Source organism: Photobacterium profundum (assembly GCF_003026285.1).
GTDB lineage: Bacteria > Pseudomonadota > Gammaproteobacteria > Enterobacterales > Vibrionaceae > Photobacterium > Photobacterium profundum.
The window spans coordinates 57,507-83,956 of the sequence record NZ_PYOD01000019.1 but is presented as its reverse complement, the minus strand read 5'-3'; the positions used below and the strand labels follow the sequence as shown (position 1 = coordinate 83,956).

Sequence of the window (26,450 nt, the reverse complement as noted above, 5' to 3'; positions counted from 1 at the left end):
GAAATAAGGATTATTCCTACGTAGGTAAGATTCTTATCTCAGTCGCAACGCGAAGTATTGTCTTCAACACTTTGAATCAATGTTAACCCTTCTAATGAAAGCCCTCAAAGAGGCAATATCTATTGGCTACGCTAGAGGTACGCTTTGTGAAATGCTTGAATTCTTTTCAAGTAGTTAAGCAAAGTTGCCATTTTCACTCTTTTTTTGTGGGCGTAACCTGCAAGTTGTATTAAGGGCTTAATCTATGAAATTCATTGGTATAACCAACCGATTACTCATGATCGGTGCGGTATGTATGTTGTCGATTTTTTATTCAGGTGCTTCAGTTGCGTTTGTTGAACCGCCCAATACACTGCAATTTACCTTGGAAGGTTGCCGAAATGATGGCTCTCCATTGATAACGCCTGATGGTACGTTACCGAATACGGATGGCAATTTTACCTGCCAAGATGTAAGTAGCTTAGGAGGGAACGACACGCCCTATACCTCAGGGAACTTAGGGAAAGGATGGCATGAGCTAGACTTGGTTCCACATCGCTTAATAACGAAAAATAATCAAAATGGAACAAATGCACAATACAACGTGCTGATTGCTGCCGATAATGCACTTAATGGCGTTGAGGGATATGACCAAATTTTTGATGTACAAATTATTACATCTCCCAGTGACTCGTTAAATGCTTTCTCGGATCCTTCATGTACCTTAAGTGTTGGTCCACAATTAATTGATCAAACTGGTACAGTAACTGGTGGTATTGATGATGTTATTTACCGTGAACTGACGATATCTCAAAATGCTAATACAACGTGTGTGATTGACTGGGCTAGCCGTTTGGCTATCGGTGCCAGCCAATTTAGTGGGTCATCACTGCAAGCGTATATGTTTGAATCAGAAGATTTTACAAAAGGAAAGCGAACAGTACCCATTCCAGTCAAAGATATCGTTGCGGCATCGTTGCGCAAAGACATGACCGCGACACAAGGTGGTGGCGATATTTGGAATGTTACCAAGCAAGCCTCACCGACAGCAGTAAACCTTGGTGATACTTGTGACACCTCTGTAACCAATGAGCAAGATGTTGAAATTAGGGTCGAGTGGAGTGTTATTCCAAGCACGGCAGGGGAAGTATTGGTGGTCACCAATATCTATGCCACAAACCCAGCAGCACGTGAAATAACGATCAATGTAACAGATACCATTAGCGGTAATGTTGGGGCTGGTATAGTGCCTTTAGATGTTGTAATTTCTGGTGATGTTATATTACAACCCAACCAAGAAGAAAATGTACTTATACATACATTTTCTGCAGCATCAGGTGTGACTGACCTAAGTGATACCGTGGTTGCTACATATTCCGATCCTGCTTCTTCTCTTCCTATAACAGGACAAACAAGCGCCAGCTTTGACTTAGACACTGATGGTGCTGGCATTCAACCAGGCTCTCAAGACAGTACTACAGCCGTGATTACCGACACTGAAACAATTACAGGGAATGGGTTAAGTTATGCTGCATTGGGTACGGCAGCAGGTAGTGCTAATGGTGATTTTACCCTCGATGGTGTGGCTTATACATTAGCGACTCTTTTAGAACAGAATAATGAGAATTTATTATGGACATCAGCTACTCAGTCTGCTGCGAACGCTGTCGTCTTTAATAAGCGCATCTCTGTACCTGCAGCGACAGCAACATCAGGTATTTTGTCTGACTGGGCATTGTTAACTGCATCTGATGGTGCAACAGCATCTAGCGGGACAAGTGCGAATCCTGTGAATATTTCAATTGTCAGTACCGCACTTATTGATTTGACGGTATCAGTCAATATTCCTGTTTTAGCGACATCAGAAACGTTGACCTGTGAGGTTGAAGTTAAAAATAGCAGTAATGTGGTCGTTGATACTTTAACGTATATGTTTGATGACACTAACAATGTGCTTTCTATTGATGCTAGCAATCTCATTCCTGACGTATATACGCTGAGTGTTAGTACCTGTGGAACCTTGATTGTAGATGGACCTGCGATTCAAACCGTTGACCTTACGTTGCCTGCACAGCCAACGATTGATGACTGTTCGGATATCGCAAATTTTGTTTTGATTGAACCGGAGGTTGATGCTCCGGTATTAGTATCGGTAAACAAAGTTACCCTACCCGCAGGGCTTGAAAATGATTGGGTAATGACATTAGCAGGTAGCCCACTTACAGGCTCTGTTGAACTAATTACTGCCGATAGTGACGCATCTGCTTTCGAACTATTTCAAGATAACGCTGGTCCTCTGGAGTTGGCTCCAGGTGAGTATACAATAGCTGAAACCCTCAAGCCCGGTTGGGAGCAAATTTCCAGTACTGGTTGTGAGTTTACAGTGACGGAAAATGATACTGGAACAACTAAGGCATGTTCGTTCACAAATCGACAGCTTGGTACCATTATTATTCATAAAGTGACTGAGCCTAGTGGTGGAGAAGGTTTTGGTTTTACACATAATATTAGCGATGCGGGAACAACATTTACCTTAAATGACGCTGCTAGCCAAACTTTCATGAATGTACCAGCTGGTAGTTACACCGTAATAGAGGATAATCCGGCTCCTACTTACTCATTATCTAATCTTGTTTGTACCGAGGGTACTCAAAACTCGTCAGTGGATGTGAATAACCGCAAAGCAAATATCGAGTTAGACCCAGGTGAAACCGTAGAATGTACATTTACCAACAGCGAAAAAGGCATGGTGGAAGTGCTTAAGTTAACTAAAGGATATGAAACCAATGATGTTTGGGACTTTACACTAACGGGCCCCGGGGGGAATGTGTCGGCGTCTACACCTCCTACGAGTTTAGATTTTGGTGGCGTAAAATTGGACTCTGGCGTCGAATATACTTTATGTGAAGTGAATATTCCGTTTGGTTGGCGTCCAATTTGGCGAGTTGATACAGATGGTGATGGTCGTGCAGATACATCCATTGCTTATACTGAAAATACTAGTTCTGTGATTGAGCCTGAATTGGGTTATAGCGAAGTGTTCAATCCAAATACTGATACCTCTGTAGATTATAAAAGCACCAGTACCTATTGTGTGAACTTCATGGTGGATAATGGGCAAACGCTAGTCTTCGAGCTGAATAATGTGAAGCACTACAAGGTGGCTAGTCATCCGCCGCAGCAAGAGGTCTGCTATGTGATGAAGCAAGGTTATGAAGTGACGGAAAACTACATTGCAAATAATGCATACAATGTAGGATATATGCGTATTGATAGCTGTGAGTTACTTTCTAAACTTTTTAATAGCCATTATTACAATAATCGACGCTTACCTGCTCATTATTTGGCTGGTAAACTATTGAAAGCGAAAGTGTATCAATCATTAGGTTACGCGATGTGTGATAAATCCTCTCGTCTTATGCAAGACGGTCAAAACTTGTTGCTGCATGTAGGGTACGATGGATCTTATGGCTATATGTCTCGAAAATATGCGAGGACTGCAAAGAAATTGGCGTTAGCACTGAATAAATATAGTAGAGGCAGAATGTGTCGATAGTGGGTAGGTACACATAAAACGCATTAATTGCACATTCTTATACAAATAAATAGAAGGAGGCTAATATGCCTCCTTTCTTTTTGGGATCTACGATAAGAATCGTAGCGATAGTGAGCTATACCAACTTAAATAAGTATTAGTCTGTTTATTTTTGAATCTTTATAGGTTATTGATATAGAAAATGATATTTTAATCACTCTATGATTTGTCTGTCTAAGTTGATGAAAAATGAGTGAAAGATACTTAAAAGGTGCCGAAAAACTGAATGAATTAGAGCCTAATGGCGCTAATAATTTAATAGATGCTTTTAGTGAGGTTTGCCCTGATCTTGCGAAGTATACAATTGAGTATCCTTTTGGCGATATATTGCAGCGAGATGGGCTGGATTACCGTACTCGTGAACTCGTTACAATTGCTGCTTTAACAGCACTTGGAAACTGCCAGCCACAGCTTAATGGGCATATTAATGGTGCTTTGAATATAGGCTGTACTCAGAAGGAAATCACAGAGGTTATCCTTCAAATGTCAGTGTATGCGGGTTTTCCAGCTGCAATAAATGGAATGACTGTAGCGAAAGAAGTGTTTGAATCTCGCGACGAAATACCGGTATAAAAATCAAACAAATACTATTTTTCAGTCGTTCGGGTTTGAATGAGCTTTGTTATTATGGTGTTTAGCTTAATTTGTGGCGTCAATAGCGCCACAAATTACAGGCGGTAGTTAAATGGATCATGTATGCCATCAATCCCCCAGAATAAAGATGAATTAATCAATGCTATTGCCCTCGCATCTGGAAAATTGCTAGATGACTATCGCTCAATTCCTGTTGAATTGTCGAGAACAATTGCGCTAGAAGGGAATGTTAAAGGCACGGCTATTAGTGTGTGCGATACGCTTGCATATTTGATTGGCTGGGGGAAACTTGTTTTGAAGTGGTATTCACTACAATCACAGGGGCAAAGCGTCGACTTCCCAGAGACGGGGTATAAATGGAATCAACTAGGATTATTGGCACAGAGTTTTCAAAAAGGTTATAAAAATTGGGATTACTTGAGCTTACAAAGTGAGTTCACAGCGACAACGCAAGATATTTTACTGCTATTGGCTAGTCTTGATAACCATGCTCTTTATGGTGTGAATTGGTATGAAAAGTGGACACTTGGACGTATGATTCAATTTAATACATCACCAATGAAAAATGTGCGAATCAAGGTTAGACGATTCAAAAAAATAAATGGGATCAAGTGAGTATATTAGGATAAAAACGATCATATTGATGCTTTCACATGGAAACTAGAGAGTATTATGGTTTTTAGGTATTTGATAACACTTTAGGAAAGTGGGCGATGGATTATTTGTTGGTTGTTACTCATGTTGTTCTTATTTGGATATTAGCAGTTATTACCCCGGGGGCTAATGTTCTGCTTACTATTAATACAGCACTGCATTATGATCGCAAACTTGCAACGTTTTCAGCCTTTGGGGTCAGCTCTGCGATATTGTTATGGGCGCTCTTTGGAGGCTCAGGGCTCGTCATTCTATTTTCCCTTTTCCCTCAATTATTTTGGATAATGAAGTTCTGTGGTGGAAGTTACTTACTTTATCTAGGCATACGCCAGATTTACCGTGCACGATTTGATAAAAATAGAGCAAATACGACAGATGTTCATCAAGCAGTACTTCCCTCAAAACGAAAGGTCTTTTTTTCTGCATTTATCACCAGTATTTTAAACCCAAAAACTGGTTTCTTTGTCGTTAGTTTATTCAGTGTTTCAATGCCTCCAGAAATTACTGTGGGGTTGATGTTTACTATTATGTTAATAATGTCATCAATTACATTATGCTGGCACCTTACGCTTGCTGCGATTTTTTCGCATAACTCAGCGAAAGGAGCATACAGCCGAATATCAAGCCTCGTTGATTATGTTACCGGTGGTCTATTTGCCATGTTTGGCTTAAGAGTCATGATGCTTTAAACGGTAAATTAATCATTTATAATATGTTGAAATATCGGTAATTATTATAAATTACCGATGAAATTAAATAGGACTTAATCAATATTCAATTTTTCTGACTTTAGGATTACTTCTCTTAACTCTTTATTTGCTCGCTTTTCTGATATTGGCAAGTCTCGTTTTGTTAGCTTCATTAGTGCAAAAAGGGTTCTATTATCTTTGTTATCTTGAATGCTTTTCTCTGTCACAACCAGTTGTGGGTAAAGATCTTCTAGCATACAAGCGCCAATTGCACCTGTGCCTGACAGTAATTCACCCGTAGCAACCATTCTTGCGGCTTCAGCAGTCCCTTTGGGTATGGATAACTCTTCTAATGCGTTGTACTGACTCTTCCACTTGTCAATTTGCTTTAAAGCTGCAGGGTGAGATGCAATTTGTATCAATACTTGTTTAGCTGATACGTCCGTTTTAGATCGTAATAAACACATTTCTATTGGTGTGCGAATTGCGGCTTTTACTTCTGTTACTTTATATTCTTGAATCGCTTTCAAGGTTGCTTGAACTAGATTGCCTTTAATTGTGGAGTTCTCTAATGCAGTAAAGGCAAAAGCAGAATGTGTTTCTGCGGCGGTGAATGTTTGAAGAGGAGTACCTGAGAAAACATAGTTTGGCCGTTGTTGATTAATCTTTGTGTAGAGCTGATTAATTGCCGCATTATTAAAGCTGCCTTCGCTGGCTTGGACATAAACCTGCGATGTTGTTTCTGCTATAACTGAAAATGACAGGCATGAAGTGAGTGTGATAATACCTACATAACTTATTGATCGTGTTTTCATGTTTTCGCCTTTCTTAAGTGACGGCGTCACTTGTTTGTTCGTGATTATGTGATTGAGTTTAACTGCTAATTGCTTTTTAATTAAACAACTACATGTGTTTAATCAAAGGAGTGTCTAAAAAAACATACACACATTCACTTTTTTCATATTGACCAATGTGCATATTTACTGATTAGTATATTATTAGGGCAGTGAATATAATGAGCTACAGGGTTGTCTAATAAAATGCGTATTGGTGTGTTACTCGGGGGAGAATCTAGTGAAAGATCTGTCTCTTTAAAATCAGGTGAGTGTGTAGTAAACGCGATTGAATCGTTGGGTCATGAAGCAATTTCAATTGATCCTAAGCACATTGATGTAACCCTGATGGGTTTTTTCAAACTAGATAAAGTGTTTATTGCGTTACATGGCGGAATAGGAGAAAGCGGGCATGTTCAAGCCTTGTTAGATTTGCTTAAAATCCCTTATACCGGCAGTGGTACTTTAGCCTCTGCAATGTCTCTAAATAAACTCAATAGTAAAGAAATTTGGCAAAGTAATAGTTTAAAGAGTGCTGATTGGGTAACCCTTCATAAGCATGCACCGATGGACGACATTAAAGCACAGTTGTTGAGTGTTGTTTGCCCTGTAGTGGTTAAACCTATATCTCAAGGATGCAGCATTGGGGTGTCAAAGGTAGATAATAATGCTGACCTCTTAGAGGCGGTGATCACTGCCTTTGAATATGATGATGATATTTTGATTGAATCATTCATAGCAGGTCGTGAATATACGTGTGCAGTGCTTAATGGCGAAGCATTACCTATTGTTCAAATTCGGTCTGAACAGTTTTTTGATTATGATGCGAAATTTGGCAGTCAGAGTGCTACTTATCATTGCCCTAGTGATCTAACGAGCGAACAAGAACGCGATATGCAAGTATTAGCGTTAAACGCATACAATGCACTTGGATGTCGAGGCTGGGGTCGGGTAGATACTATTTTGGATGAATCTGGCGATGTTTTCTTGATTGAAATGAACACCATTCCAGGAATGACAACACGAAGTGTATTTCCAATGGCAGCAAAAGAAGCAGGGCTAAGCTTTGAGCAGGTTATTTCATCCTTGCTCGATTCTGCAAAATATGAGGATATTTGCTAAGTCATGCCTAGCATGTTGACTAAATGCTGATTGCTATAAAACAAAAAGGGTATCGTTAGATACCCTTTTAAGATCACTAATTAATTAGCGAATTATGCGATTTCAACGTTTGCAGCTTGAGGGCCTTTTTGGCCTTGCTCAACGTCAAAAGATACTTTCTGACCTTCAGCTAGAGATTTGAATCCGTCACCAGTGATTGCACGGAAGTGAACGAATACGTCAGCACCGCCGTTATCTTGAGTGATGAAGCCGAAACCTTTTTCGTCGTTAAACCACTTAACGATACCTGTTGTTTTAGACATTTTATGTCTCCTGAATTTGTATTGTGTTATTACGCATTATTGCGCACTTAAGCCAACATAATGTATTACTTATGGACAAAAGAAGTTTGAAGCTCTTCAGGACAACAACACTTATTACTAAGTAGCGGAACGAAGTTTTCTATTTCAATTTGCGGCATAAATATTTCTGCATTACAAGCCGAACTCCATTAAGCCATAGGCTAGGAAGAGGGGCAAGGGGTTACAAATAGTTTAAATGACTTATCATCAAAAATGTGACAAAAATAACAGTTATACATTTCAAAAATCTTATTAATTTAACAAGTTAGACCAGAAATGTAAGGAAAAAGATGGGTTGGGTTGAGGTTGTTAATTGATGGTGAGGAATGACGAAAAAAAGGGCTAAAAAGCCCTATTTTATAAACTGTTATATAAAATATATCTACAATTAGATAGCTTCTACATTTGCAGCTTGTAAACCTTTTGGTCCCTGCTCCGTTTCATAAGAAACTTTTTGACCTTCGGCTAGTGTTTTAAAGCCGTCGCCCGTAATGGCACGAAAATGAACGAATACGTCAGCACCGCCGTTATCCTGTGTGATGAAACCGAAACCTTTTTCTTCATTGAACCACTTAACGGTACCTGTTGCTTTAGACATGTTGTCTCCTGATTTTTCTACATCAACTGTTATAGGCAATAACCATTTAACGGATAGTGCAAATTGAAGTGGTGAATACCTTCAAAGTAACCAATCCATAGTGGAAATGTTACACGAAGTTTTCTTTGTTCAGGTTGCGATATTACTGTCAAAAACGTATTAACCTATTAGAAGAGTAGGCACTCATATGCCAAATGCAAATAATTGTGTGAAGATTTTGTGGGTTAATTCACATATCGACAGGCACGAATGTCTAAATTTTAGGGGTGCCTATGTTTGTCATAATCATTTGTTACAATAGTTCGATTATCTTGAACGAAATCAAGGAAGCTATTTTAGAATCAGTAGATTCTAGTAGGCACTAACTAAGTGTAATTCGAATATCTTTTCCGTAAAAAGCATAATGCTGGTGGTATTGCTTGAGGTTTTATACGAATTTCTGTTATAACGATTTCAGTGATAATGAACTGAGTGATTAAGTGATCTGTTGGTGTGTTTATAACCTCCGAATAAGATCTTGCATTAAGTCAGTTCAGATAGATTTATATTTTTATTAAGGGACAAAAAATGAACAACATCCTTGAGCTAGTACGCCAAACACGCCGCAAAAACAAATTGAAGCGTGAAATTCTTGATAACGACCGTAAAATCCGTGACAACCGCAAGCGTGTTGAATTGCTAGAAAACTTATTGGACTACATTCGCCCAGATATGAGCCAAGAAGCGATTCTAGAGATTGTTGAAAACATGAAGGGTGATTATGAAGATCGTGTTGACGACCACATCATCGTTAGCGCAGAGCTTTCTAAAGAGCGTCGTGAAGTCAGCAAGAATGTAAAAGATCTTAAGAAAGCAGAAATTGCACACAAATAACAGAAGCTTACCACTAGATAGTGGTATTAAGGTCTGAGTTGTGTAAAATTAGAACGATATATAAGCCTGATCATGATCAGGCTTTTTTTTTGGCATTTTTTACTACTAAACAGTTAAGCTAATACAATAAATTAGTGAGTTATACTCAAGCTAGATCAAGATTCTCGCTGAAACGAGCATCTTGAGGTAACTAGGGGATAGTAATCATTGCATCAAATAATTGATAAGTCTGTAGCATTTGTGGGGATGTAAATTTGATAAAACGTTGGGCTTGTTTCGTATTGTCGTTACCTGTATTCGCATTCGCGAGTGATGATGGATCTAACGTAGAGCAAAAAGACGCTAAGAAAACAGGCTTTGTATCATTACAAGATCTACGTGATAAGCGAGATGAAGAACAGAATTGGGGTATTGCTGCTGCTGTTCGAGTGGCGTCTATCCCGTATTCTACGAGTAGTGCAGTTGAAGATAGTACTGTTAGCACGTTTGTACCCATGATGTTTTATCAAGGTGATAGGTTTTTTGTTTACGGTACAGAAGGCGGTCTAAACATATATAGAGAAGATGATTGGGAAGTGAATGCACTTATTCGAATGCATTTTATTGATCTACCTTCATCATTCCAAAATGAAATAGGAGGTGACAGTGGCGATGGTGGGCTGCAGTTTAAGTTTAATATTGATGAAAATATTTATTCTAAAGTGGATTTAATGTTCGACTCAAGTATGCGTTTTCATTCTGTGGCTACGATTGGTGCACGTTATGACGAAGGGAACTGGTTAGTTCAACCAAGTGCTTCATTAATATGGAAAGAATCAGATTATAACTCGTACTATTATGGGTTGAATCAAGAATCTATAGACGGCGGCATTGATTTAAAACTTGGCACCACTGCGCGTTATCATGTCGCGTCTAATTTGTATTTATTGGGCGGCGCATACGCAAGACGTTTTGATAGCAATGTAAGAGATTCAGCGACGATTGATGCTGATTGGCAAGGTGAGTTATATGCTGGCTTTGGTTTCTTCCGTGATGACAGCAAACCTGTAAAATCATCAATATCAAACAAATCATATTGGCGCATAGCCCACGGTTGGGCAACACCTTCTAACATTGGCGATATTTTTAAGTTTAACCGTGAAAAAGATGAATTTGATAATAAGCTTACGTCCATTTTCTATGGGCATCCGCTGACTGATGAACTATTTGGTTTACCGTTAGATATCTATTTAACGCCTGGTGTTGCGTGGCATTGGGAATCTGATGTACAAAGTTCATCGCAAGAATATGTTCTCGCGATTAAAGCCTATTACACTTTCGATTGGCCTGTGCAATGGCGTTTTGGTTTAGCTGAAGGTTTATCCTATGCCAGTAAGATTACCTATATCGAAGGCAGTGAAATGGAACGTAAGGGCTACGAGCCAAGTAAGTTATTAAACTACCTTGATTTTTCTTTTGATGTAAATCTTGGTGATATCTTTAATCAGAAATCGTTGGATGATGTTTGGGTGGGATATAGTTTGCATCACCGTTCTGCAATCTTTGAATCTGCTTCCCAGTTTGGCAGAATTAAAGGCGGTAGTAATTACAATACTGTTTACGTACAGTTCGGTTTCTAATCGAAAGCCATGCAATGCATCGATTACTAACGGCTGGAGTAATATAATAAGTGGATGTCGCATGGCTTTTTTGATTAACACACACAGTCAGCGTTATTCTGTGTAGGGAAGGTAACCTGTAAACCCGCAGATTTTCCAGCCAGTATCTGTGCTTTTTAAATAGTATAGCGTTTGCCATAATAGTTCATCAGATTGCCCATCAGCGCGTTTAATTGCGCCTTTAAATTGTTTACGCGCAATCGCCCGTCCGTTTTCTATACTAATGTGATTCAATGTTGTTGCCGCGTGAACAGCAGCTTCTAATGGCTCTGCATATTCTGTTCGCTGAGCAAGTTCGGCTTGTTTTAGCCATTCATCGCGGTAATGACTTAGCGTCGAGAATGCTAAATTCCATGAGCCTGGGTCAGGGTTCTTATTACCATTAACTGCATAAAATTCTTCTTCGATGAAATCATCAGCCACCTGCGACCAATCGGCATCACAGTATGCTTTAATGTCGCGGCTAACAAGCATGTGCCAGATTTGTTCACGGTCGGTATCGTTGCCAATGAAGGGGTTTGTTTTAATCACGTTATTACTCTCTTTATATTCTGACTGGATCAATGCAGTAGCATGCTTGCCAGATACTGATCTAGATTAACAATTATTATCAGAGCAAATTAAGTAGGTTGGTCTCAGATTAAAAGCAGTGAAGGCTGAAGTTGAGATATCACACCATAAAATAAAAAAGCCTTATCGAACAATGTGATCCGATAAGGCAAAAAGCTAAAATAATTCTTAGCAGGCAGTTTAATTGGTTATCTAAAAGTCATTGATAGCATCAATGCTTATGCACTGATTTTTTCTAAAGCTGATTTAGCGTTTGTAATGCCTTTAGCTGCCATTTCTTCACCCATCGCGAGTGCTTCACCGTAAACAAATTCAATATCGGTTAAGCCAATGAAACCAAGGATTGTTTTAAGGTATGGCACCATTGTATCGGTAGGGCCATCTTTGTGCATGCCGCCACGTGTTGTTACAACAATCACTTTCTTACCTGTAATTAGCCCTACAGGACCATTTTCAGTATATGAAAAAGTAACACCTGCACGTGCAATAATATCGAACCAGTTTTTAAGCTGAGTGGGCACAGAGAAGTTATACATTGGCGCAGCAATAACGATTGTATCGCTGTTTTGTAATTCGTTGATAAGCATATCAGATAGTGTAAGGGCTTCTTCTTGACGAGCAGTCAGTGTATCACCACCACGCAAACCACCTGCAATCTCTCCATCTAATACAGGAATAGGTGTTGCGACTAAATCACGTTCAATGACAGAACTGACACTATCTCCCCATGAAGAAACAAGATGGTCGATAAGGCCATTTGATTGTGAGTAGTCACCAAGAATGCTTGATTTAAGTACGAGTACATTAGACATGTTGTATTCCTTATTCGGTATTAGCTGTTTGCTATGGGTTTAACTATAAAAGGGAGAGCATACAGAAGATAGCGGAAAAATCCGTGTATCTTATTCAAAAAAATAGAACGTCATTGTTCGGTTGTAATTATTGTTAATAATCATGTTGTTACTTTTTTATTTGTTGAATGTTAGCAGCGAAATTCTGAAGGTTAGAGTATGCTAAGTCTGGTTTGGTCAGAAATGATGAGCTGTATTCATTAATGCGATACAGATTGTTTACCCCAAAAGCAGAAGGCATATTCATGAGGGGGGGGAACAGACAAAAAATAGCCCGAAACGACTCCTGTCTCGGGCTTAGGGGAATGGCTCGTGAGAGCCTTGCGCTAACTGGTTAATATATGGTTATCGATTACACTATCAATGTTAGCTCACACATTATAATTTGCCAGTTTAACTAATGAGAATGTAGATTAGCTGCACATTACTTCCCGTTTGTTGCCTCTAGATTGGTTTATGGCCAGGGACTTATCTAGATGGCATTATATATCGAATAAGTTGGTATCACGGACCAATTCACGTGGAAGACCATTTTTAATTCGGTTGCCTACCCATTTGCCTATACCAATAGGGTAATCGCGGTAAGTCACAACGACCTCACCTTTACCTAAAAGGTTTTCTGGGCGAATATCTCTTCCCATGAACCATTCTTTAGCTTGCTCTGGAGTTAAATCGATCGCAACGTCTTCTTTCCCGGTTGCAAGCGTCATAACGGCTTCATGTTGCCAGCGATAACCTTTCTTGTGCTGTTCTGCTAATTTAACACCCATGCGTTGGAATCGTATTTCACCAATAAGTGGGCGAAGGTTCGCAGGGAATAGCCATACTTCTTTTTCTCTTATCCATACATCACTCTCTGCAGGTAAAGTAATGTTCAATGTTGCTTGAAGTTGTTCAGCAATTATGGCTTTATCAGCATTTGCAACAATAGTGAATGGGAATTTACCCATACGCTTTTTAACTTTAGGTGTTTCAACACTAGCATGTTTACGAATACGGGCAACGAAGAAGCCTTCGCTGTCGAATATTTGAGGATAAACGTGTAAGAAACCTTCCTCTGTTAAGGACTTTTCAGCACCTTCAAATAGATCGCCTAATGGCTCAAATTCAACGGCATCACCAAATGTTTCTTTCAGAAAATGGCAGACGTGCTGATTTTCGCTGAGGTTAAGTGTACAGGTTGAATACACCATCATGCCGCCTGTTTTCAGCGCCTGAAAGGCACTAATAATAAGATTTCGCTGAATGGCTGCGATGTCTTCTATGGAACTTAGGCTCCAGTTCGCCATTGCATCATCGTCTTTACGAATAGCGCCTTCACCTGAACAAGGCGCATCAAGCAAAATAGTATCAAATGATTCAGGGGCCCAACCACCAAACACACAGCCGTCAAAGTGGGTGAGTGCTGCATTGTAAACGCCACAGCGTTGTAAGTTTGCATGGAGAACTTTAATACGACTTGCAGCTAATTCATTTGCCACTAATGCGCCACGGTTTTGCATTGCACAAGCAATTTGCGTTGTTTTTGAACCAGGAGCCGCTGCCATATCAAGCACACAATCTAACGCATCGTTGTCTTTTAGTAATGCAGTGACTGGCATCATAGAGCTTGCTTCTTGAATATAGAATAAGCCAGCCATGTGCTCTGCTGTATTACCTAATGATACTGACTTTTCATCTTCTCGTTCAATCCAAAACCCTGTGTCACACCATGGTACCGGTGTTAACGTCCAATCTTTATCAGATACACGAATAAGAAAATCCTCAACGCTAATTTTTAATGTATTCACGCGAATACTGCGGCGTAAAGGTGTTCGACATGATGCGATAAATTCATCCATGCTTAGATGCTCTGGCATGATTTCACGGATCATTTCAATAAATGCGTCTGGGATATAGATTTTAGGGTTCAAGAGACTATCTCGATTAACTAGCAATGGGGCGAGATTCTATACCAAATAGTAGGAATAATCGAACGTTCAAGCTTGATTGAACAGGTTTTTAATCAAGCTAGGTAGGATTAAAAAGATAGCGTTAAGTGAAAAATATCGTTATACCAATTCTAAAAAGAAAGGAGCGCAAAAGCGCTCCTTAAATCAAAAATCACATCGTTATAACAGCTAGGTGCTACTAGTCACGAGGAATGGCGGTACGCCATGTTTTCCATCTGTCGTCAGCTTCTCTATGTAGCAAGAAATGATCTTCTTGTTTAGCAAGCGGTGATAAAGGTTGTTCTTCTGGTGTGGCAAAAGAAATACCACCACGCAGTAAACTATCAACGGTACCTGTTTGTATTTTGGCACCTGTTAAGCCGATGGTGAAATCAACGCCGGAGGTATTCCAGAACACGGTATCGGTACGAATAAGGTGGCTGTATTCCTTTTCAATTTGGATTTTAATCAATACGCGGTCAGATAAATCACCTAGAGATACTTTGATTACTTGGCCAACTTGAATATCACGGTAAAGAAGTGGAGTGCCTTCACTCACTGAGCCTCGGTCTTCACTTTCCAGAATCAATGTTAAACCTGATGAAATCAGTTCTGCTGTACCCAAGTTAAACGTTTGGGAATAAGCGCCATCACCTGGTTGCACAGCAATATAGCTGTTTAATAATGAATCTAAGTTTTTTGCACCTGACAGGCTTAATTTGGGGGTGACTGTCCAGAAGTAGCTGTCTGATTTTGCCAAAATCTTGGCGTATTTAGGGAATAAGCGCGCTTTTATCTGTACATTAGCCAGCTCAAAATTAGGCTCGATACTAACAACCTTGCCCACATTAATACCTTGATAACGGATGTCTGCATTTTTCGATACAGAACGTGCATCTGGTGCTGTTAGGGTAACTAATAAGCCAAAGTTCTGAGCGTCACTTAAGCTTGGATACAATTTGAATTTCGAACCTGCCTTATTTGTGACACCGGCAATATCATCAAATGCGATACCCCCTTTAATGAGTGTACTAATAGGGTCGGCTTTAACTTTAACTCCATCTAACCCAGCTTCGATTTCCACCCCTGAACGATTCCAAAAAACCGTACTCGGAGTGATTAAATGACGATATTTATTCTCAATCTTAAATGACACGGTTACACCGTCACGTACCAGGGCATAGCCAGTCACTTCACCAACTTGTAGGTTACGATAAAGAATAGGGCTACCCTCTGAAACGGGCGGTAATTCATCGGCAAAGAGCGAGTATTTAGCGAATCCGCGTTGGTTATCAGCGGCAAGGTTAGACAGACGCTTATTTTCGTAAAGAGGGTAACTATTTTGAATACTCTTAGAGCCCGATGAGGTAAAGCTAATACCATTACTGATCAGTTGATCGGCAGGTGGCATTGATACGTCGATGCCTTTTGCACTGATGCTTGCTTGAATACCACCGTCAATAAAGAACCGACTGTTAGAGCGCACAAGGGATGTGTATTGAGGACGAACAATAACATCGAAGCGCACTCTATTGCCTTCAAAAGAGACTTTCTTCACTCGGCCTACATCTAAACCGCGGTGACGAAGCTTAGAACCTCGCTCTATACCGTAGCTGTTATTGGCATACAACGCGAAGCTAACAGTACCCGGTTGCTGTTCCTGTAGCTGGTCTTGTGTTATAGCTTTGAACATTCGCGCCTTTTCGCCTTCACCTGGTATTAAGGTTAAGAAGTTACCGCGAATAAGGTTACCAATATTCTTAACTCCATTTAAAGACAATTCAGCTTCTTCTAATAGCAAGCGAGAGCCCGTATTTAGCAAGTCACTCATGCTTGGCTCGATTGCTGCATTAGCAACAATTTTATTGGTTTCTTTATCAAGGCGAAGGCTTGAAATTTTACCGATCTCTAATCCACGATAGATAATAGGCGCGCCACTTGTGCTGATGTTATTACCGTCAGGTAATTCAACTTTTATGGCAATACCACGACCTGCAGTATTCAAGTCTGGATATAAGCGAAATAGATGATTGGGATCGATAGCAACGCCTTCATCGGGAGAGTCAAAGGCAATCGCACCACCAATCATGGCAGATAGGCTCTCGAATTGAACATCAACACCATTAAAACCAATGTTGGCACTCATGCCACTGACATTCCAGAATCGACTTTTATTGGTTATCAGCTCTGAATATTGTGGTTTGATAGTGACATCAATTAATACCTGCTTTCGGTTCTCACTTAGCGTGTAGTTATACACTTCACCGACAGGGATTTTTTTATAAAAGACTTGCGAGCCAATACTGACGGAGCCAAGATCAGGTGAGCGTAACTGCAAGGTTAACCCTTCTCCCAAAGGTGTATCGGCAGGTTGGGTATCAAGCGCGGTAAATTTATTGGTGGTTTTGCCTTCCCCTGGTTGCAAGGCAATGTAATTACCTGACACCAAAGCATCTAACCCTGAAATACCTGTGATTGATGCTTTAGGTTTGACTAACCAAAAACGCGTGTTTTCTTTTAATGTTTGCACGGCTTTAGGGTAAATATCTGCATCGACATAAATACTTTGGAGATCTTCTGATAAGTTCACATCACGAACAATACCGACTTCAAGACCTTGATAACGAATGGTTGTTCTACCTGCAATTAAGCCAGCAGCATCGTTAAAGTGGATTTGAATACGTTCACCAGCGTCATTCACCGCTTTAAATACGAGCCATCCCGCCAGCACAAGTGCAAGTAGGGGCAGTAGCCATAAAGGGGATAATCCACGGTCGCGGCGTATATCTACCGCTTCGGGTTGTTGGTTATTTTGTCCGTTGTTCATAGTTGTCCCATATCAGGCGAGAATCTAAGTTTTCTACTGCTAACATTGTTAAGACCACTACCACCCCAAACGCAATAGCGCCAGGCCCAGGAGTAAAGTCCAGAATTTGTCCACGGTCGATCAGCGTCACCATGAGGGAGATAACAAATAAATCCATTACTGACCATTTGCCTACCCATTGAATAACACGAAAAGCATGCATGCGTTGCTTGTGATATATACTGCGTTTAAATTGGATACAAAGCAGGATGTAAGCCATGCCTAATATCTTAGCGACGGGTACAACAATACTGGCAATAAAGATAATGATTGCTATACCCGTCATGTCGGTTTTCACTAAATATGCAACACCTGAAAAAATCGTGTCTTCTGCTCTTTTTCCGTTATTCAAAAATATAGAAATAGGGTACAAGTTTGCAGGGAAAATAAAGACTGTCGCCGCAATTAAAAACGCCCACGTTCTTTGAATTGACATTGGTTTACGGTGATGCAATAGCGAATTACAGCGAAGGCAGTGTGAAGAATAAGCCTGTGTCATGTGGCATGTTTCACAATGAATCTCTTCCAGTGTTTGTACCTGAGTATTTATTGGATTTGTACATTCATTATCACTTTTAGCCCGTTCGTCAGCTAAAGGTCGAATCGTCTTAAACGTAGGATGATCTTTTTCTGGTTGCCATGACTCCCAATAACGGTTTGGGCTAACACGAGTAATAAGTAAAGACATCAACACCTGCAAGATAACCAAACAATATAAACCGGGTCCTACGTAGATGTCGGCATAATCTTGTACTTTGAAACATGCTATTGCCAGGCTAACTAAGAATACATCGTACATTGCCCAATGTTTTAAGTGGGTGAGTATCCATAAAGATGATTTTAATAAACGAAAATGTTTCACCTTTAACGCGAGCTGAGCACCTAGTACTGACAGGCTAACTAATAAAGGGGCAATAGAGCTACAAAATAAAATAAGAAACGCAACGGCAGGAAATTCTGATGCAAGACTAAATGTACCAGACGGGAGTGTTGCTGGAATCATGACTCCAAATAAACGTATCGTGATTAACGGAAAAATATGGGTTGGAACAAAAAGGATGAGACAAGCTAAAGCGATAGCGAGTTCGCCATTAAATCGACATTTACCACCACGGTAAAGACGTGTGCTACAACGTGGGCAATATGCGCTTTTACCACGAGGTGCTGCATGGGGCATTATAGATAAGTCGCAGCCTAGGCAACGTCGAGCCATCGACATGTTGATGTCATCCTTAATATCAAACCAAATGGATCGGGTATATGAGAATGGCCTTATTTAAAGGCCATTATTCAATTGTAAACGAACACTATATTATTTTGAGTTCATTCTGGCTACTGCCAAGTTATCTTCACTGGTATTACCATCAAGCTTTTTATGATCAATAACTTGTGGGTTGAGCGTTTTTTGACCATTTCTATTGGTGTTGTTATTGATCAAGTCTGAACCAGCACTGATTGCTGTTTTTCATCAGGTGATTGCACTGAACCATATAAAGTTTGGTATAAGCCTTTCTCATTAACAAGTTCTTTATGCGTACCTGTCTGACTTACTTGTCCATCTTCCAGCACGTATATTAAATCAGCTTGCTTAACCGCAGATAAACGGTGTGCAACAATGAGTGTTGTTTTGCCGACTAAAAATTCATTCAAAGCAGTATGTAGCGCAGCCTCTGTTGCAGTGTCTAAAGCTGATGTTGCTTCATCAAGGATAACAAACTCAGGATCAGACAAGACCATACGTGCAATAGCAAGACGTTGTCGCTGCCCACCAGATAAGCGAATACCTTGACGGCCAATTTCAGTGTCTAAGCCATTGGTTAGGCGCTCAGTAACATCGGTTAATTGGGCTATGTCTAATGCTAACCACAATTGCTCATCAGTATAATCAGCACCTAACGTTAAATTCTGCCTTAACGTATCATTAAATAATACAGGGTGCTGTAATACTACCGCCATCTTGTTTCGAAGGTTGTCGTAACCAACATCTTCAATAGGATGGTTATTAATTAAGATATCCCCAGTATTTTTCTGATAAATGCCCAATAGTAATTGAATCAACGTTGATTTACCGCCACCTGAAGAGCCGACTAACGCCACTCTTTTCCCTGCCGGAATAACTAAATTCAGATCGTGTAATACTTCCTTATCCTCATCGTAGGCGAAATGTAGCTTTTTCACTTCGATCTGTAATGTTTCACCGTCGACGAATGGGTTCACTTTTGGTATTGGGCGCACTTCTTCTTCTAACACTAATACGTTGTTTAAGCGTTGCATTGCGGCTGAAGCACTGTACCAAGCAAACTGAATACCTAGTAGCTCTTGCACGGGGCCTAACATAAACCATAGGTAGCCAAACACAGCAAACATCTGACCAATTGATAAATCACTGAACAACACCATCAACATGGCAGCAGCGCGGAATAGCTCAAAGCCTAATAAAAAGAGTAAAAAAGAAACGCGACCAGCGGCTTCTGATTGCCAAGCGTATTTGTCCGCATTGTGACGTATGTCATTTGCGTTCGATTTTAACTGGGCAAGAAATTCACGCTCACGGTTAGATGCGCGTAACTGGTATAGACCCTCAAGCGTTTCAACAAGGCGCTGTTGGAATTTTTCAAATGCTTGGTTTTCTTTCTTCTTCAGGTTTTTTACGCGATTGCCCATTAACCGAGAAGCGTAAACCACGACAGGGTTAACAAGTAGGATGAGTAACCCAAGCTGCCAATTTAACCACAGTAGAATCACGGCTGTACCAATGACCGTTAACAAGCCGATTAAAAAACGGCTTAACGTATCACCAATAAATTTATCGATGGTTTCGACGTCAGTAATAAGATGCGAAGTAATACCGCCACTGCCGCGTTCTTCGTATTGACGCATACTGATGCGTCCCAGTTTATCGAGAAGATGACCACGAATGTTATAAGTTATATCTTTTGCGACGAGGGTAAACTGCCGACTTTGCAGTATATTAAGCGCCTGTCCAACAACGCGCATCAATACCACAAGGAGCAACACCATTAAGATGTATCCCGTTGCTCCATGGAGTGATTCTGGTAACAAAAAATTTAAGAATTTGACCCCATCAGCCGGTTTATCAAGTAAGACTTCATCAACCATTAAAGGCATTAGAAGGGGAATTGGCACGCTAACCAACGTTGCGATGAGAGCAATAATATTTGCAGCGACGAGTCTTGGACGGTGACGTTTAGCTTGCTTTAGAAGCCAAGACCAGTTAATAGTTTGGTTTACAGAATCTTTCACAATGATAATGATTCCTATTATTAGTGAGAGGGCTATATTAACGGCTATATAAGGAGTAAGCCATGGAAAATAAGAGCGCGTTCTATAAAAGATTAACACAGCAGGCAATTGCACTGACCGATGGAGAGCCAGATCTGATTGCTAATATCTCTAATATTAGTGCGTTACTGAATATGGAGTTAGAAGATATTAACTGGGTAGGCTTTTATTTGCTTAAAGGTGACCAGTTAGTACTTGGTCCATTTCAAGGAAAAGTAGCTTGCGTTCGTATTCCTGTAGGGCGAGGTGTGTGTGGAACAGCTATCTCAGAAAACAAGGTACAACGTGTTTCTGATGTGCATGCCTTCCCTGGACACATTGCTTGTGACGCCGTAAGCAATTCTGAAATCGTAATACCACTTACAATTAAGGGGGAATTGATTGGCGTTTTGGATATTGATAGCCCAAGTTTGTCAAGATTTGACCAAAATGATGAGGATGGACTAGTGTCTTTTGTGAAAGAACTACAAAAAAGCCTCTAATTGTATGCTTTCGGTGGTTTTTCATCGTTAGGTAACTATAATAGCGACACTATTTCTTTTTGATCACAGTACACACAGCGAGATCTCTCGTTTTATGTCAGGAAACTCCATGGAAAACTCTGAAAAGTTAACGAACAGTAAAGAAGTTATTGCATATATTGCTGAGCGTTTCCCAAAATGTTTTACTATTGAAGGTGAAGCTAAGCCACTTAAAATTGGTATCTTCCAAGATTTAGCTGAGCGCTTAAATGAAGATGAAAAAGTCAGTAAAACACAATTACGTACTGCACTACGTCAATACACATCTTCTTGGCGTTATCTTCATGGAGTAAAAGCCGGTGTAAACCGTGTTGACCTTGATGGCAATGAATGTGGCGTTCTAGAGCAAGAGCACGTAGAACACGCACAAAAAGCCCTTGAAGAAAGCAAAGCTAAAGTTCGTGCGCGTCGTAAAGAGCAAGCAGTTGCTAAAGCTGCTGCAAGCAAAGATGGCGAAGCGAAAACAAATAAAAATCACGCTAAATCACCTAAACCTAAGAACACTAAGCCAAAAACGTCTAAGCTAAATAAAAAGCCTGCAGATACATCCCGTGCTTTAACAGCTGATGAAGTAAAAGTTGGCAACGATGTTTTAGTGAATATGGGCTCTGGTAACATGCCGGCATCTATCGTTGAATTTAACAAGGACGATGTGCGTGTTCGTTTAACTAATGGTTTGACCATGGTTGTAAAAATGGAGCACCTGCGTTCGTAAAGGAGAATGCTCGACGCATGAACTGTCGATTCCGTTTTTCCCTGATCGCTGCTGGCATGATGCTGGCAGCCTCAGCGCAAGCCCTAGAGGCTAAGTATTCATTAAGTGATTTGCCACAACTTGCGCCTGAAAAGCAGCATGCTACGGCAAGTAAAAGGGTTGCTTCGCGGTTTACACGTTCGCACTACAAGCAATTCTCTCTTGATGATCAATTTTCTTCTGACATGTTCGATCGTTATATCGAAATGTTGGACTTCAACAAAAGCTTCCTTACTGCGGCTGATGTTAGGCTACTTGAAAAATGGCAAAACCAACTCGATGACCAACTTAAAGTCGGTGATACATCGGGGGCTTTTGAAATTTTCAATAAAGTGCTTCAACGTCGTTATGATCGCTATCAATACGCGTTAACATTGCTAGATAACGAAATTAAATTCGATACTAATGATGACTTTGTTGTCGATCGTTCAGAGTTGGATTGGGCTGCAGATCGTAATGCATTGAATGAAATTTGGCGCCAACGTGTAAAATACGATGCGTTAAATTTGAAACTTGCAGATAAAGATTGGAAAGAAATTAAAGAAACCTTGAGCAAGCGTTATAACAATGCACTAAAGCGTCTCACACAAACGCATAGTGAAGATGTATTTCAAATTTACATGAATGCATTTGCACGTGAAGTTGATCCGCATACCAGTTATTTATCTCCTCGTAATGCAGAACAATTCCAATCAGAGATGAACCTATCTTTGGAAGGGATCGGTGCTGTGCTTCAAGTAGTTGATGATTATACTGTTATTCGCTCACTTGTCGCTGGTGGCCCGGCTTCATCCTCTAAAAAACTTGCAGCAGGCGACCGAATTATTGGTGTTGCACAAGACGGAAAGAGCGTTGTCGATGTTATTGGTTGGCGTCTAGATGATGTTGTTCAGTTGATTAAAGGCCCTAAAGGTAGCAAGGTTAAACTTGAGATTCTTCCGGAAGGAAAGAATGCCAAAAGTTACGATGTAACGATTGTGCGTGATAAAATCCGTTTGGAAGATAGAGCTGTAAAATCTGAAGTGAAAACAGTTGGCAGCAAGAAAGTAGGTGTCATTGAAGTACCTAGTTTCTATGTTGGTTTGGCTGAAGACACGAAAAAAGAGATCGCAAAACTAAACGAATCTCAAGTCGATGGTGTGGTTATCGATCTTCGTAATAACGGTGGTGGTGCGCTTACAGAGGCAACAGCATTAACCGGTTTATTTATAAACAGTGGTCCGGTTGTTCAAGTTCGTGACAGTTATGGCCGTGTAAAAGTAAATGGAGATTCTGATGATCGCGTTTATTTTGATGGGCCATTAACCGTACTGCAAAATCGATACAGTGCATCTGCATCTGAAATTTTTGCCGCAGCAACACAAGACTATGGTCGAGCTGTTGTACTTGGTGAACAATCTTTTGGTAAGGGTACTGTTCAGCAGCACCGTTCACTGAATCATATTTATGATTTGTTTGATAAGCCTTTAGGTCATGTCCAATATACAATTCAAAAGTTCTATCGTATCAACGGTGGTAGTACTCAGAATTTAGGTGTTGTACCTGATATTGCTTTCCCAACAGCAGTAGATCCAGCTGAAACGGGTGAGAGCGTTGAAGATAACGCATTACCTTGGGATAGCATTAAACCTGCAAGCTATCAAAAGTTAACTAATTATTCCCCAATATTGCCTTCTTTAAAAGCGAAGCATGAGCAACGCATAAGTAAAGATATGGAATTCGGTTTTATTCTTGATGACATTCAAGAGTACAAAAAGGATAAAGATATTAATACCATTTCTTTGAATGAGAAAACGCGTATTGCGGAACAGGATAAAGCAGACAGTAAACGATTAGCACGTTTGAATAAGCGCCAGAAAGTTTTAGGTAAAAAACCTTTTGCTACACTGGAAGATGTGCCGAAAGATTATGAGTCACCAGATGCTTACCTTGATGAAGCTGTCGATATTACAGCGGATTTAGTTAACGCTCAACGTTAATTGCGGTAATAAATTATAAAACGGCACTGCTTAAAAGCAGTGCCGTTTTTATTTGTGTCGATAGCACGACACAGCCTGCTGATTATTTACATTTTCTCATCACTCTTCTATTGATAATCGTTGTCTTATAACTGAGAAGCTCCGAGTTTATACTGTGACATAAATCATATTTTTCAGCAGAAAAGAGCATTGGCATCTAAGGTTTATATAGGTCATTTTTTCGGGAGTTGAGACATGTATAAATCGTATATGGTGGCTTTTATACTTTTCTTTAGCTGCTTCAGTGTTAACTCTGTTGCCGATGATCTGACTGAATTTGATTACCCTCTATTATTAGGTGATTGGTATTGGTTTAGTACCACTGATGATGGTATTGAAAGTGAGGGAGAAAGTTATCGGGCGATGAATATTAAATTCAAGTCGTCTTATAATTTTATTATTCGGTTATTACGCGTCGATGGCTCGGTTGATGAGTGGGCGGGTAAATACGATGTTGATGAAACGAATATTGTATTTTCTTCTGAAGGGCAGTTAGAACAAAACCATAATTATATGCTTACGTATAATCAATTTATTTTAGACGGTGCTCGATTCACTAAGTTAGCGCCAGAAAATTTACCGGGTGAATGGCGCTCATCGAAAATTTCGGGGCGAGACGTTGCGGAAGGTATTTCTGAATTATCTATTTCATTACGACCTGACTTCTTATTTTCGGCTGAAGTATCGAATAATGAGGGTAAAAAGAAAGAACACCGTGGAATTTATTATTTGGAAGATGATCATATTGTTTTGATTTACGAAGGTGGTCAGCAAGATAGCCAGTTTCTTTTAGGTTCAGATACATTAACACTGTCTAATACACAATTTGGTATGGAAGCGGTTATGCAGCGAGAATAGTGGTGTAGTTTAATACATAACATACAAAAAACTCGTCATCATGACGAGTTTTTTGTATAAAGCCGTGTAAAAATAGATAGTATTTAGTTTGCTATTTTAAATGCTTGGCGAAGCTGCGTTAAATAATCTTCATCTCTGCACATGATTTTACCTGGTTCATCGGATATTTTAGCCACTGGTCGACCTTCACATTGCGTCAGCTTTAACACAACATTCAATGTTTCAACACTCGGTAAATCACACGTTAGTTGTGTTCCAATACCAAAGCTAACATTAATACGATGGGCAAAGTGTTTGTAAATACAAAGTGCTTTATCCAATGTTAAGCTATCTGAAAAGATCAAAGATTTTGTCTTTAAATCAATGCCCAAAGATTCATAATGTTTAATAGCTTTTTCACCCCAAGCAATTGGGTCGCCGCTATCGTGGCGTAATCCGACAAAACGTTCAGATAACTCTTGGTTAAAATCACGCAAAAATGCATCAGTATTTATGCAATCGGTTAGGGCTATACCTAGCGAATCTGGGTACTCTTGTAGCCATCGATTTAGTGCTAATTGTTGCGAATCGGCAAGTTCACCGGTTAATTGTTGGTGAGCTTGAAACCATTCATGTGCTTGTGTACCAAAAGGAGTTAAACCACGTGTTCGAGCCAAATGGTAATTCGATGTCCCTTTAAACTCAGGTACATTTTCTGCTAAATAGTCGACAACTTTATGATGTACATCTTTAGAGAAACGTCGACGGCTACCAAAATCAATTAGGGAAAATTGACTTAAATCTGTGACGGTTTGTGTCTCATCATCTACCGTTTTAGCATTTTGGTAAAAACGTTCGATCTTAGTTTTAAGCTGTGCAATTGCGTCATCTGCGGTGGAGTGTGGGTAACAAATGGATGAACGAATTTCGCATATGATAGCAAGTAATGGGACTTCCCATAAAATGATATCAATCCACTTGCCCTTAATCTTGATTGAAAGTTGATCACCTGAATCATCAACTGTTACTTGGTCACTGTTGAGTGAAAAGTCTTTTAAATAAGTAAGGTAGTCTTTCTTGAAGAAAGAGAGTGATGCAAGGTAATCTAACTCTTTTTGTGCAAATGACAATGTTGAGATGTGTTGAATTTGCGCTTGAATTGCTTTGGCGTAGGGGCGGAGATCTTCTTTGCTTCGGCAATGAAATTCAGCAACGGCTTCTACGTGTGGGTATTGATGATAAATCGCTTGCTGCATGTGCAGCTTATACGCATCGGTATCAAGTAGGGAGTCAATAATCCCAATGAGTTTTGTGTGATTCATATCTAATGCTGCTGTTTAATGCAATCCGGAAATTTTACATTATTTTGAGCCTGATTTGATATGAAATATGAAAAATAAATGCAATATCAGTTTATAAAAAAGAATTGAGGGCGCGTTCAGTTATTATTTGAACAATAACGTTGAGTTATACCCAAGTTACCTCAAGATGCTCGTTTCAGCGAGAATTTGTTGGGCTCTAGGCAAGGCGCTTATTTATAGACCTAGTCATCCTACGTTGAAAATAAGTAACACCGCATAGAGCCCAACAAAACTCGCCCTTCGGAGTGATTCAGCGTATCTACTTCTGTGTCAAATGTGTTTGAAAGGGAATGCCATTACTACACACATTTTCCTTGAATTAAATACGCTGAGATCACTCTGAATCCTGCATCTTGAGGTAGCTTGGGTATAAGTCTTTATTTTTAGCTGAATTATTACGCACTGAAGCGACAAAAGCATGAGTTTACGAGTATAGTTGACATTAATTCTTGTTTGAGTGCCATAAAGGCAGAATAATAATGACAGGCGTCAGTCGTTTAGA

General features: G+C 39.9%; 21 protein-coding genes. 11 read left to right on the top strand and 10 right to left on the bottom strand.

Annotated elements, in window-relative coordinates; all coding sequences use genetic code 11:
* Window positions 1-244 precede the first annotated feature (244 nt).
* The 4 genes from C9J48_RS24355 (at window position 245) to C9J48_RS24340 (ending at window position 5,511) form a co-directional block, all read left to right on the top strand.
* Window positions 245-3,535: a prealbumin-like fold domain-containing protein gene (locus C9J48_RS24355; protein ID WP_006231989.1), complete on the top strand. Its 3,291-nt coding sequence runs from the start codon at window positions 245-247 to the stop codon at window positions 3,533-3,535.
* A gap of 228 nt (window positions 3,536-3,763) precedes the next feature.
* A complete protein-coding gene (locus C9J48_RS24350) occupies window positions 3,764-4,147 on the top strand; it encodes a carboxymuconolactone decarboxylase family protein (RefSeq protein ID WP_006231988.1) in 384 nt (127 codons plus the stop codon).
* Between the two features lie 123 nt (window positions 4,148-4,270).
* Complete coding sequence (locus tag C9J48_RS24345; RefSeq protein ID WP_006231987.1) at window positions 4,271-4,783, top strand: ClbS/DfsB family four-helix bundle protein; 513 nt, start codon at window positions 4,271-4,273, stop codon at window positions 4,781-4,783.
* A gap of 98 nt (window positions 4,784-4,881) precedes the next feature.
* Window positions 4,882-5,511, top strand: coding sequence for a LysE family translocator (locus tag C9J48_RS24340; protein ID WP_006231986.1), 630 nt, complete (start codon window positions 4,882-4,884; stop codon window positions 5,509-5,511).
* 74 nt (window positions 5,512-5,585) lie between these two features.
* Here the strand turns inward: C9J48_RS24340 and C9J48_RS24335 are convergent, their stop codons facing one another.
* A complete protein-coding gene (locus C9J48_RS24335) occupies window positions 5,586-6,326 on the bottom strand; it encodes a prephenate dehydratase domain-containing protein (RefSeq protein ID WP_006231985.1) in 741 nt (246 codons plus the stop codon).
* A gap of 213 nt (window positions 6,327-6,539) precedes the next feature.
* Here C9J48_RS24335 and C9J48_RS24330 point away from each other — a divergent pair, with 213 nt between their 5' ends.
* Window positions 6,540-7,466 carry a D-alanine--D-alanine ligase gene (locus tag C9J48_RS24330; protein WP_036803393.1) on the top strand — a complete coding sequence of 309 codons (927 nt, stop codon included), beginning with the start codon at window positions 6,540-6,542 and terminating at the stop codon, window positions 7,464-7,466.
* Window positions 7,467-7,558: 92 nt separating this feature from the next.
* Here C9J48_RS24330 and cspE (C9J48_RS24325) read toward each other — a convergent pair whose 3' ends face one another.
* Window positions 7,559-7,768, bottom strand: a complete 210-nt coding sequence (gene cspE, locus C9J48_RS24325) for a transcription antiterminator/RNA stability regulator CspE (RefSeq protein ID WP_006231983.1) — start codon at window positions 7,766-7,768, stop codon at window positions 7,559-7,561.
* Window positions 7,769-8,195: 427 nt separating this feature from the next.
* Window positions 8,196-8,405 (bottom strand): transcription antiterminator/RNA stability regulator CspE, encoded by a 210-nt coding sequence (gene cspE / locus C9J48_RS24320; protein WP_006231982.1) that lies wholly within the window; start codon window positions 8,403-8,405, stop codon window positions 8,196-8,198.
* 567 nt (window positions 8,406-8,972) lie between these two features.
* Here cspE (C9J48_RS24320) and C9J48_RS24315 point away from each other — a divergent pair.
* A complete protein-coding gene (locus C9J48_RS24315; RefSeq protein ID WP_006231981.1) occupies window positions 8,973-9,278 on the top strand; it encodes a DUF496 family protein in 306 nt (101 codons plus the stop codon).
* A 254-nt stretch (window positions 9,279-9,532) separates the two neighbouring features.
* A complete protein-coding gene (locus tag C9J48_RS24310; protein WP_006231980.1) occupies window positions 9,533-10,897 on the top strand; it encodes a MipA/OmpV family protein in 1,365 nt (454 codons plus the stop codon).
* 93 nt (window positions 10,898-10,990) lie between these two features.
* Here C9J48_RS24310 and C9J48_RS24305 read toward each other — a convergent pair whose 3' ends face one another.
* From C9J48_RS24305 to C9J48_RS24280, 6 genes are all read right to left on the bottom strand, one after another.
* Window positions 10,991-11,467, bottom strand: a complete 477-nt coding sequence (locus C9J48_RS24305) for a hypothetical protein (RefSeq protein ID WP_006231979.1) — start codon at window positions 11,465-11,467, stop codon at window positions 10,991-10,993.
* Between the two features lie 257 nt (window positions 11,468-11,724).
* Window positions 11,725-12,318: an FMN-dependent NADH-azoreductase gene (locus C9J48_RS24300; RefSeq protein WP_006231978.1), complete on the bottom strand. Its 594-nt coding sequence runs from the start codon at window positions 12,316-12,318 to the stop codon at window positions 11,725-11,727.
* Between the two features lie 521 nt (window positions 12,319-12,839).
* Window positions 12,840-14,270 carry a 16S rRNA (cytosine(1407)-C(5))-methyltransferase RsmF gene (rsmF, locus tag C9J48_RS24295; protein ID WP_006231977.1) on the bottom strand — a complete coding sequence of 477 codons (1,431 nt, stop codon included), beginning with the start codon at window positions 14,268-14,270 and terminating at the stop codon, window positions 12,840-12,842.
* 217 nt (window positions 14,271-14,487) lie between these two features.
* Window positions 14,488-17,115, bottom strand: a complete 2,628-nt coding sequence (locus tag C9J48_RS24290; protein ID WP_006231976.1) for a PqiB family protein — start codon at window positions 17,113-17,115, stop codon at window positions 14,488-14,490.
* Window positions 17,096-18,373 (bottom strand): paraquat-inducible protein A, encoded by a 1,278-nt coding sequence (locus tag C9J48_RS24285; RefSeq protein WP_006231974.1) that lies wholly within the window; start codon window positions 18,371-18,373, stop codon window positions 17,096-17,098. The genes C9J48_RS24290 and C9J48_RS24285 overlap by 20 nt, the downstream gene beginning before the upstream one ends.
* A gap of 215 nt (window positions 18,374-18,588) precedes the next feature.
* Window positions 18,589-20,418: an ABC transporter ATP-binding protein gene (locus C9J48_RS24280; RefSeq protein ID WP_006231972.1), complete on the bottom strand. Its 1,830-nt coding sequence runs from the start codon at window positions 20,416-20,418 to the stop codon at window positions 18,589-18,591.
* A gap of 62 nt (window positions 20,419-20,480) precedes the next feature.
* Here C9J48_RS24280 and msrC point away from each other — a divergent pair, with 62 nt between their 5' ends.
* The 4 genes from msrC (at window position 20,481) to C9J48_RS24260 (ending at window position 24,608) form a co-directional block, all read left to right on the top strand.
* Window positions 20,481-20,939, top strand: a complete 459-nt coding sequence (gene msrC / locus C9J48_RS24275) for a free L-methionine (R)-S-oxide reductase MsrC (RefSeq protein WP_006231971.1) — start codon at window positions 20,481-20,483, stop codon at window positions 20,937-20,939.
* A 109-nt stretch (window positions 20,940-21,048) separates the two neighbouring features.
* Window positions 21,049-21,693, top strand: a complete 645-nt coding sequence (gene proQ / locus C9J48_RS24270) for an RNA chaperone ProQ (RefSeq protein WP_006231970.1) — start codon at window positions 21,049-21,051, stop codon at window positions 21,691-21,693.
* A gap of 17 nt (window positions 21,694-21,710) precedes the next feature.
* Window positions 21,711-23,711, top strand: a complete 2,001-nt coding sequence (prc, locus tag C9J48_RS24265; protein WP_006231969.1) for a carboxy terminal-processing peptidase — start codon at window positions 21,711-21,713, stop codon at window positions 23,709-23,711.
* Window positions 23,712-23,945: 234 nt separating this feature from the next.
* Complete coding sequence (locus C9J48_RS24260) at window positions 23,946-24,608, top strand: lipocalin family protein (RefSeq protein ID WP_006231968.1); 663 nt, start codon at window positions 23,946-23,948, stop codon at window positions 24,606-24,608.
* A gap of 83 nt (window positions 24,609-24,691) precedes the next feature.
* On the opposite strand, the gene pncB is transcribed toward C9J48_RS24260, so the two are convergent.
* Entirely contained in the window at window positions 24,692-25,909 is a 1,218-nt protein-coding gene (pncB, locus tag C9J48_RS24255) for a nicotinate phosphoribosyltransferase (RefSeq protein ID WP_006231967.1), read from the bottom strand.
* Window positions 25,910-26,450: the final 541 nt, after the last annotated feature.

Coding starts and splice junctions, on each gene's coding strand:
- C9J48_RS24300 (WP_006231978.1), bottom strand. CDS start 12,318: ATGTCTAATGTACTCGTACTTAAATCAAGCATTCTTGGTGACTACTCA.
- pncB (WP_006231967.1), bottom strand. CDS start 25,909: ATGAATCACACAAAACTCATTGGGATTATTGACTCCCTACTTGATACC.
- C9J48_RS24335 (WP_006231985.1), bottom strand. CDS start 6,326: ATGAAAACACGATCAATAAGTTATGTAGGTATTATCACACTCACTTCA.
- C9J48_RS24290 (WP_006231976.1), bottom strand. CDS start 17,115: ATGAACAACGGACAAAATAACCAACAACCCGAAGCGGTAGATATACGC.
- C9J48_RS24340 (WP_006231986.1), top strand. CDS start 4,882: ATGGATTATTTGTTGGTTGTTACTCATGTTGTTCTTATTTGGATATTA.
- msrC (WP_006231971.1), top strand. CDS start 20,481: ATGGAAAATAAGAGCGCGTTCTATAAAAGATTAACACAGCAGGCAATT.
- C9J48_RS24315 (WP_006231981.1), top strand. CDS start 8,973: ATGAACAACATCCTTGAGCTAGTACGCCAAACACGCCGCAAAAACAAA.
- cspE (WP_006231983.1), bottom strand. CDS start 7,768: ATGTCTAAAACAACAGGTATCGTTAAGTGGTTTAACGACGAAAAAGGT.
- C9J48_RS24345 (WP_006231987.1), top strand. CDS start 4,271: ATGCCATCAATCCCCCAGAATAAAGATGAATTAATCAATGCTATTGCC.
- C9J48_RS24350 (WP_006231988.1), top strand. CDS start 3,764: ATGAGTGAAAGATACTTAAAAGGTGCCGAAAAACTGAATGAATTAGAG.
- C9J48_RS24285 (WP_006231974.1), bottom strand. CDS start 18,373: ATGTCGATGGCTCGACGTTGCCTAGGCTGCGACTTATCTATAATGCCC.
- C9J48_RS24355 (WP_006231989.1), top strand. CDS start 245: ATGAAATTCATTGGTATAACCAACCGATTACTCATGATCGGTGCGGTA.
- proQ (WP_006231970.1), top strand. CDS start 21,049: ATGGAAAACTCTGAAAAGTTAACGAACAGTAAAGAAGTTATTGCATAT.
- prc (WP_006231969.1), top strand. CDS start 21,711: ATGAACTGTCGATTCCGTTTTTCCCTGATCGCTGCTGGCATGATGCTG.
- C9J48_RS24260 (WP_006231968.1), top strand. CDS start 23,946: ATGTATAAATCGTATATGGTGGCTTTTATACTTTTCTTTAGCTGCTTC.
- cspE (WP_006231982.1), bottom strand. CDS start 8,405: ATGTCTAAAGCAACAGGTACCGTTAAGTGGTTCAATGAAGAAAAAGGT.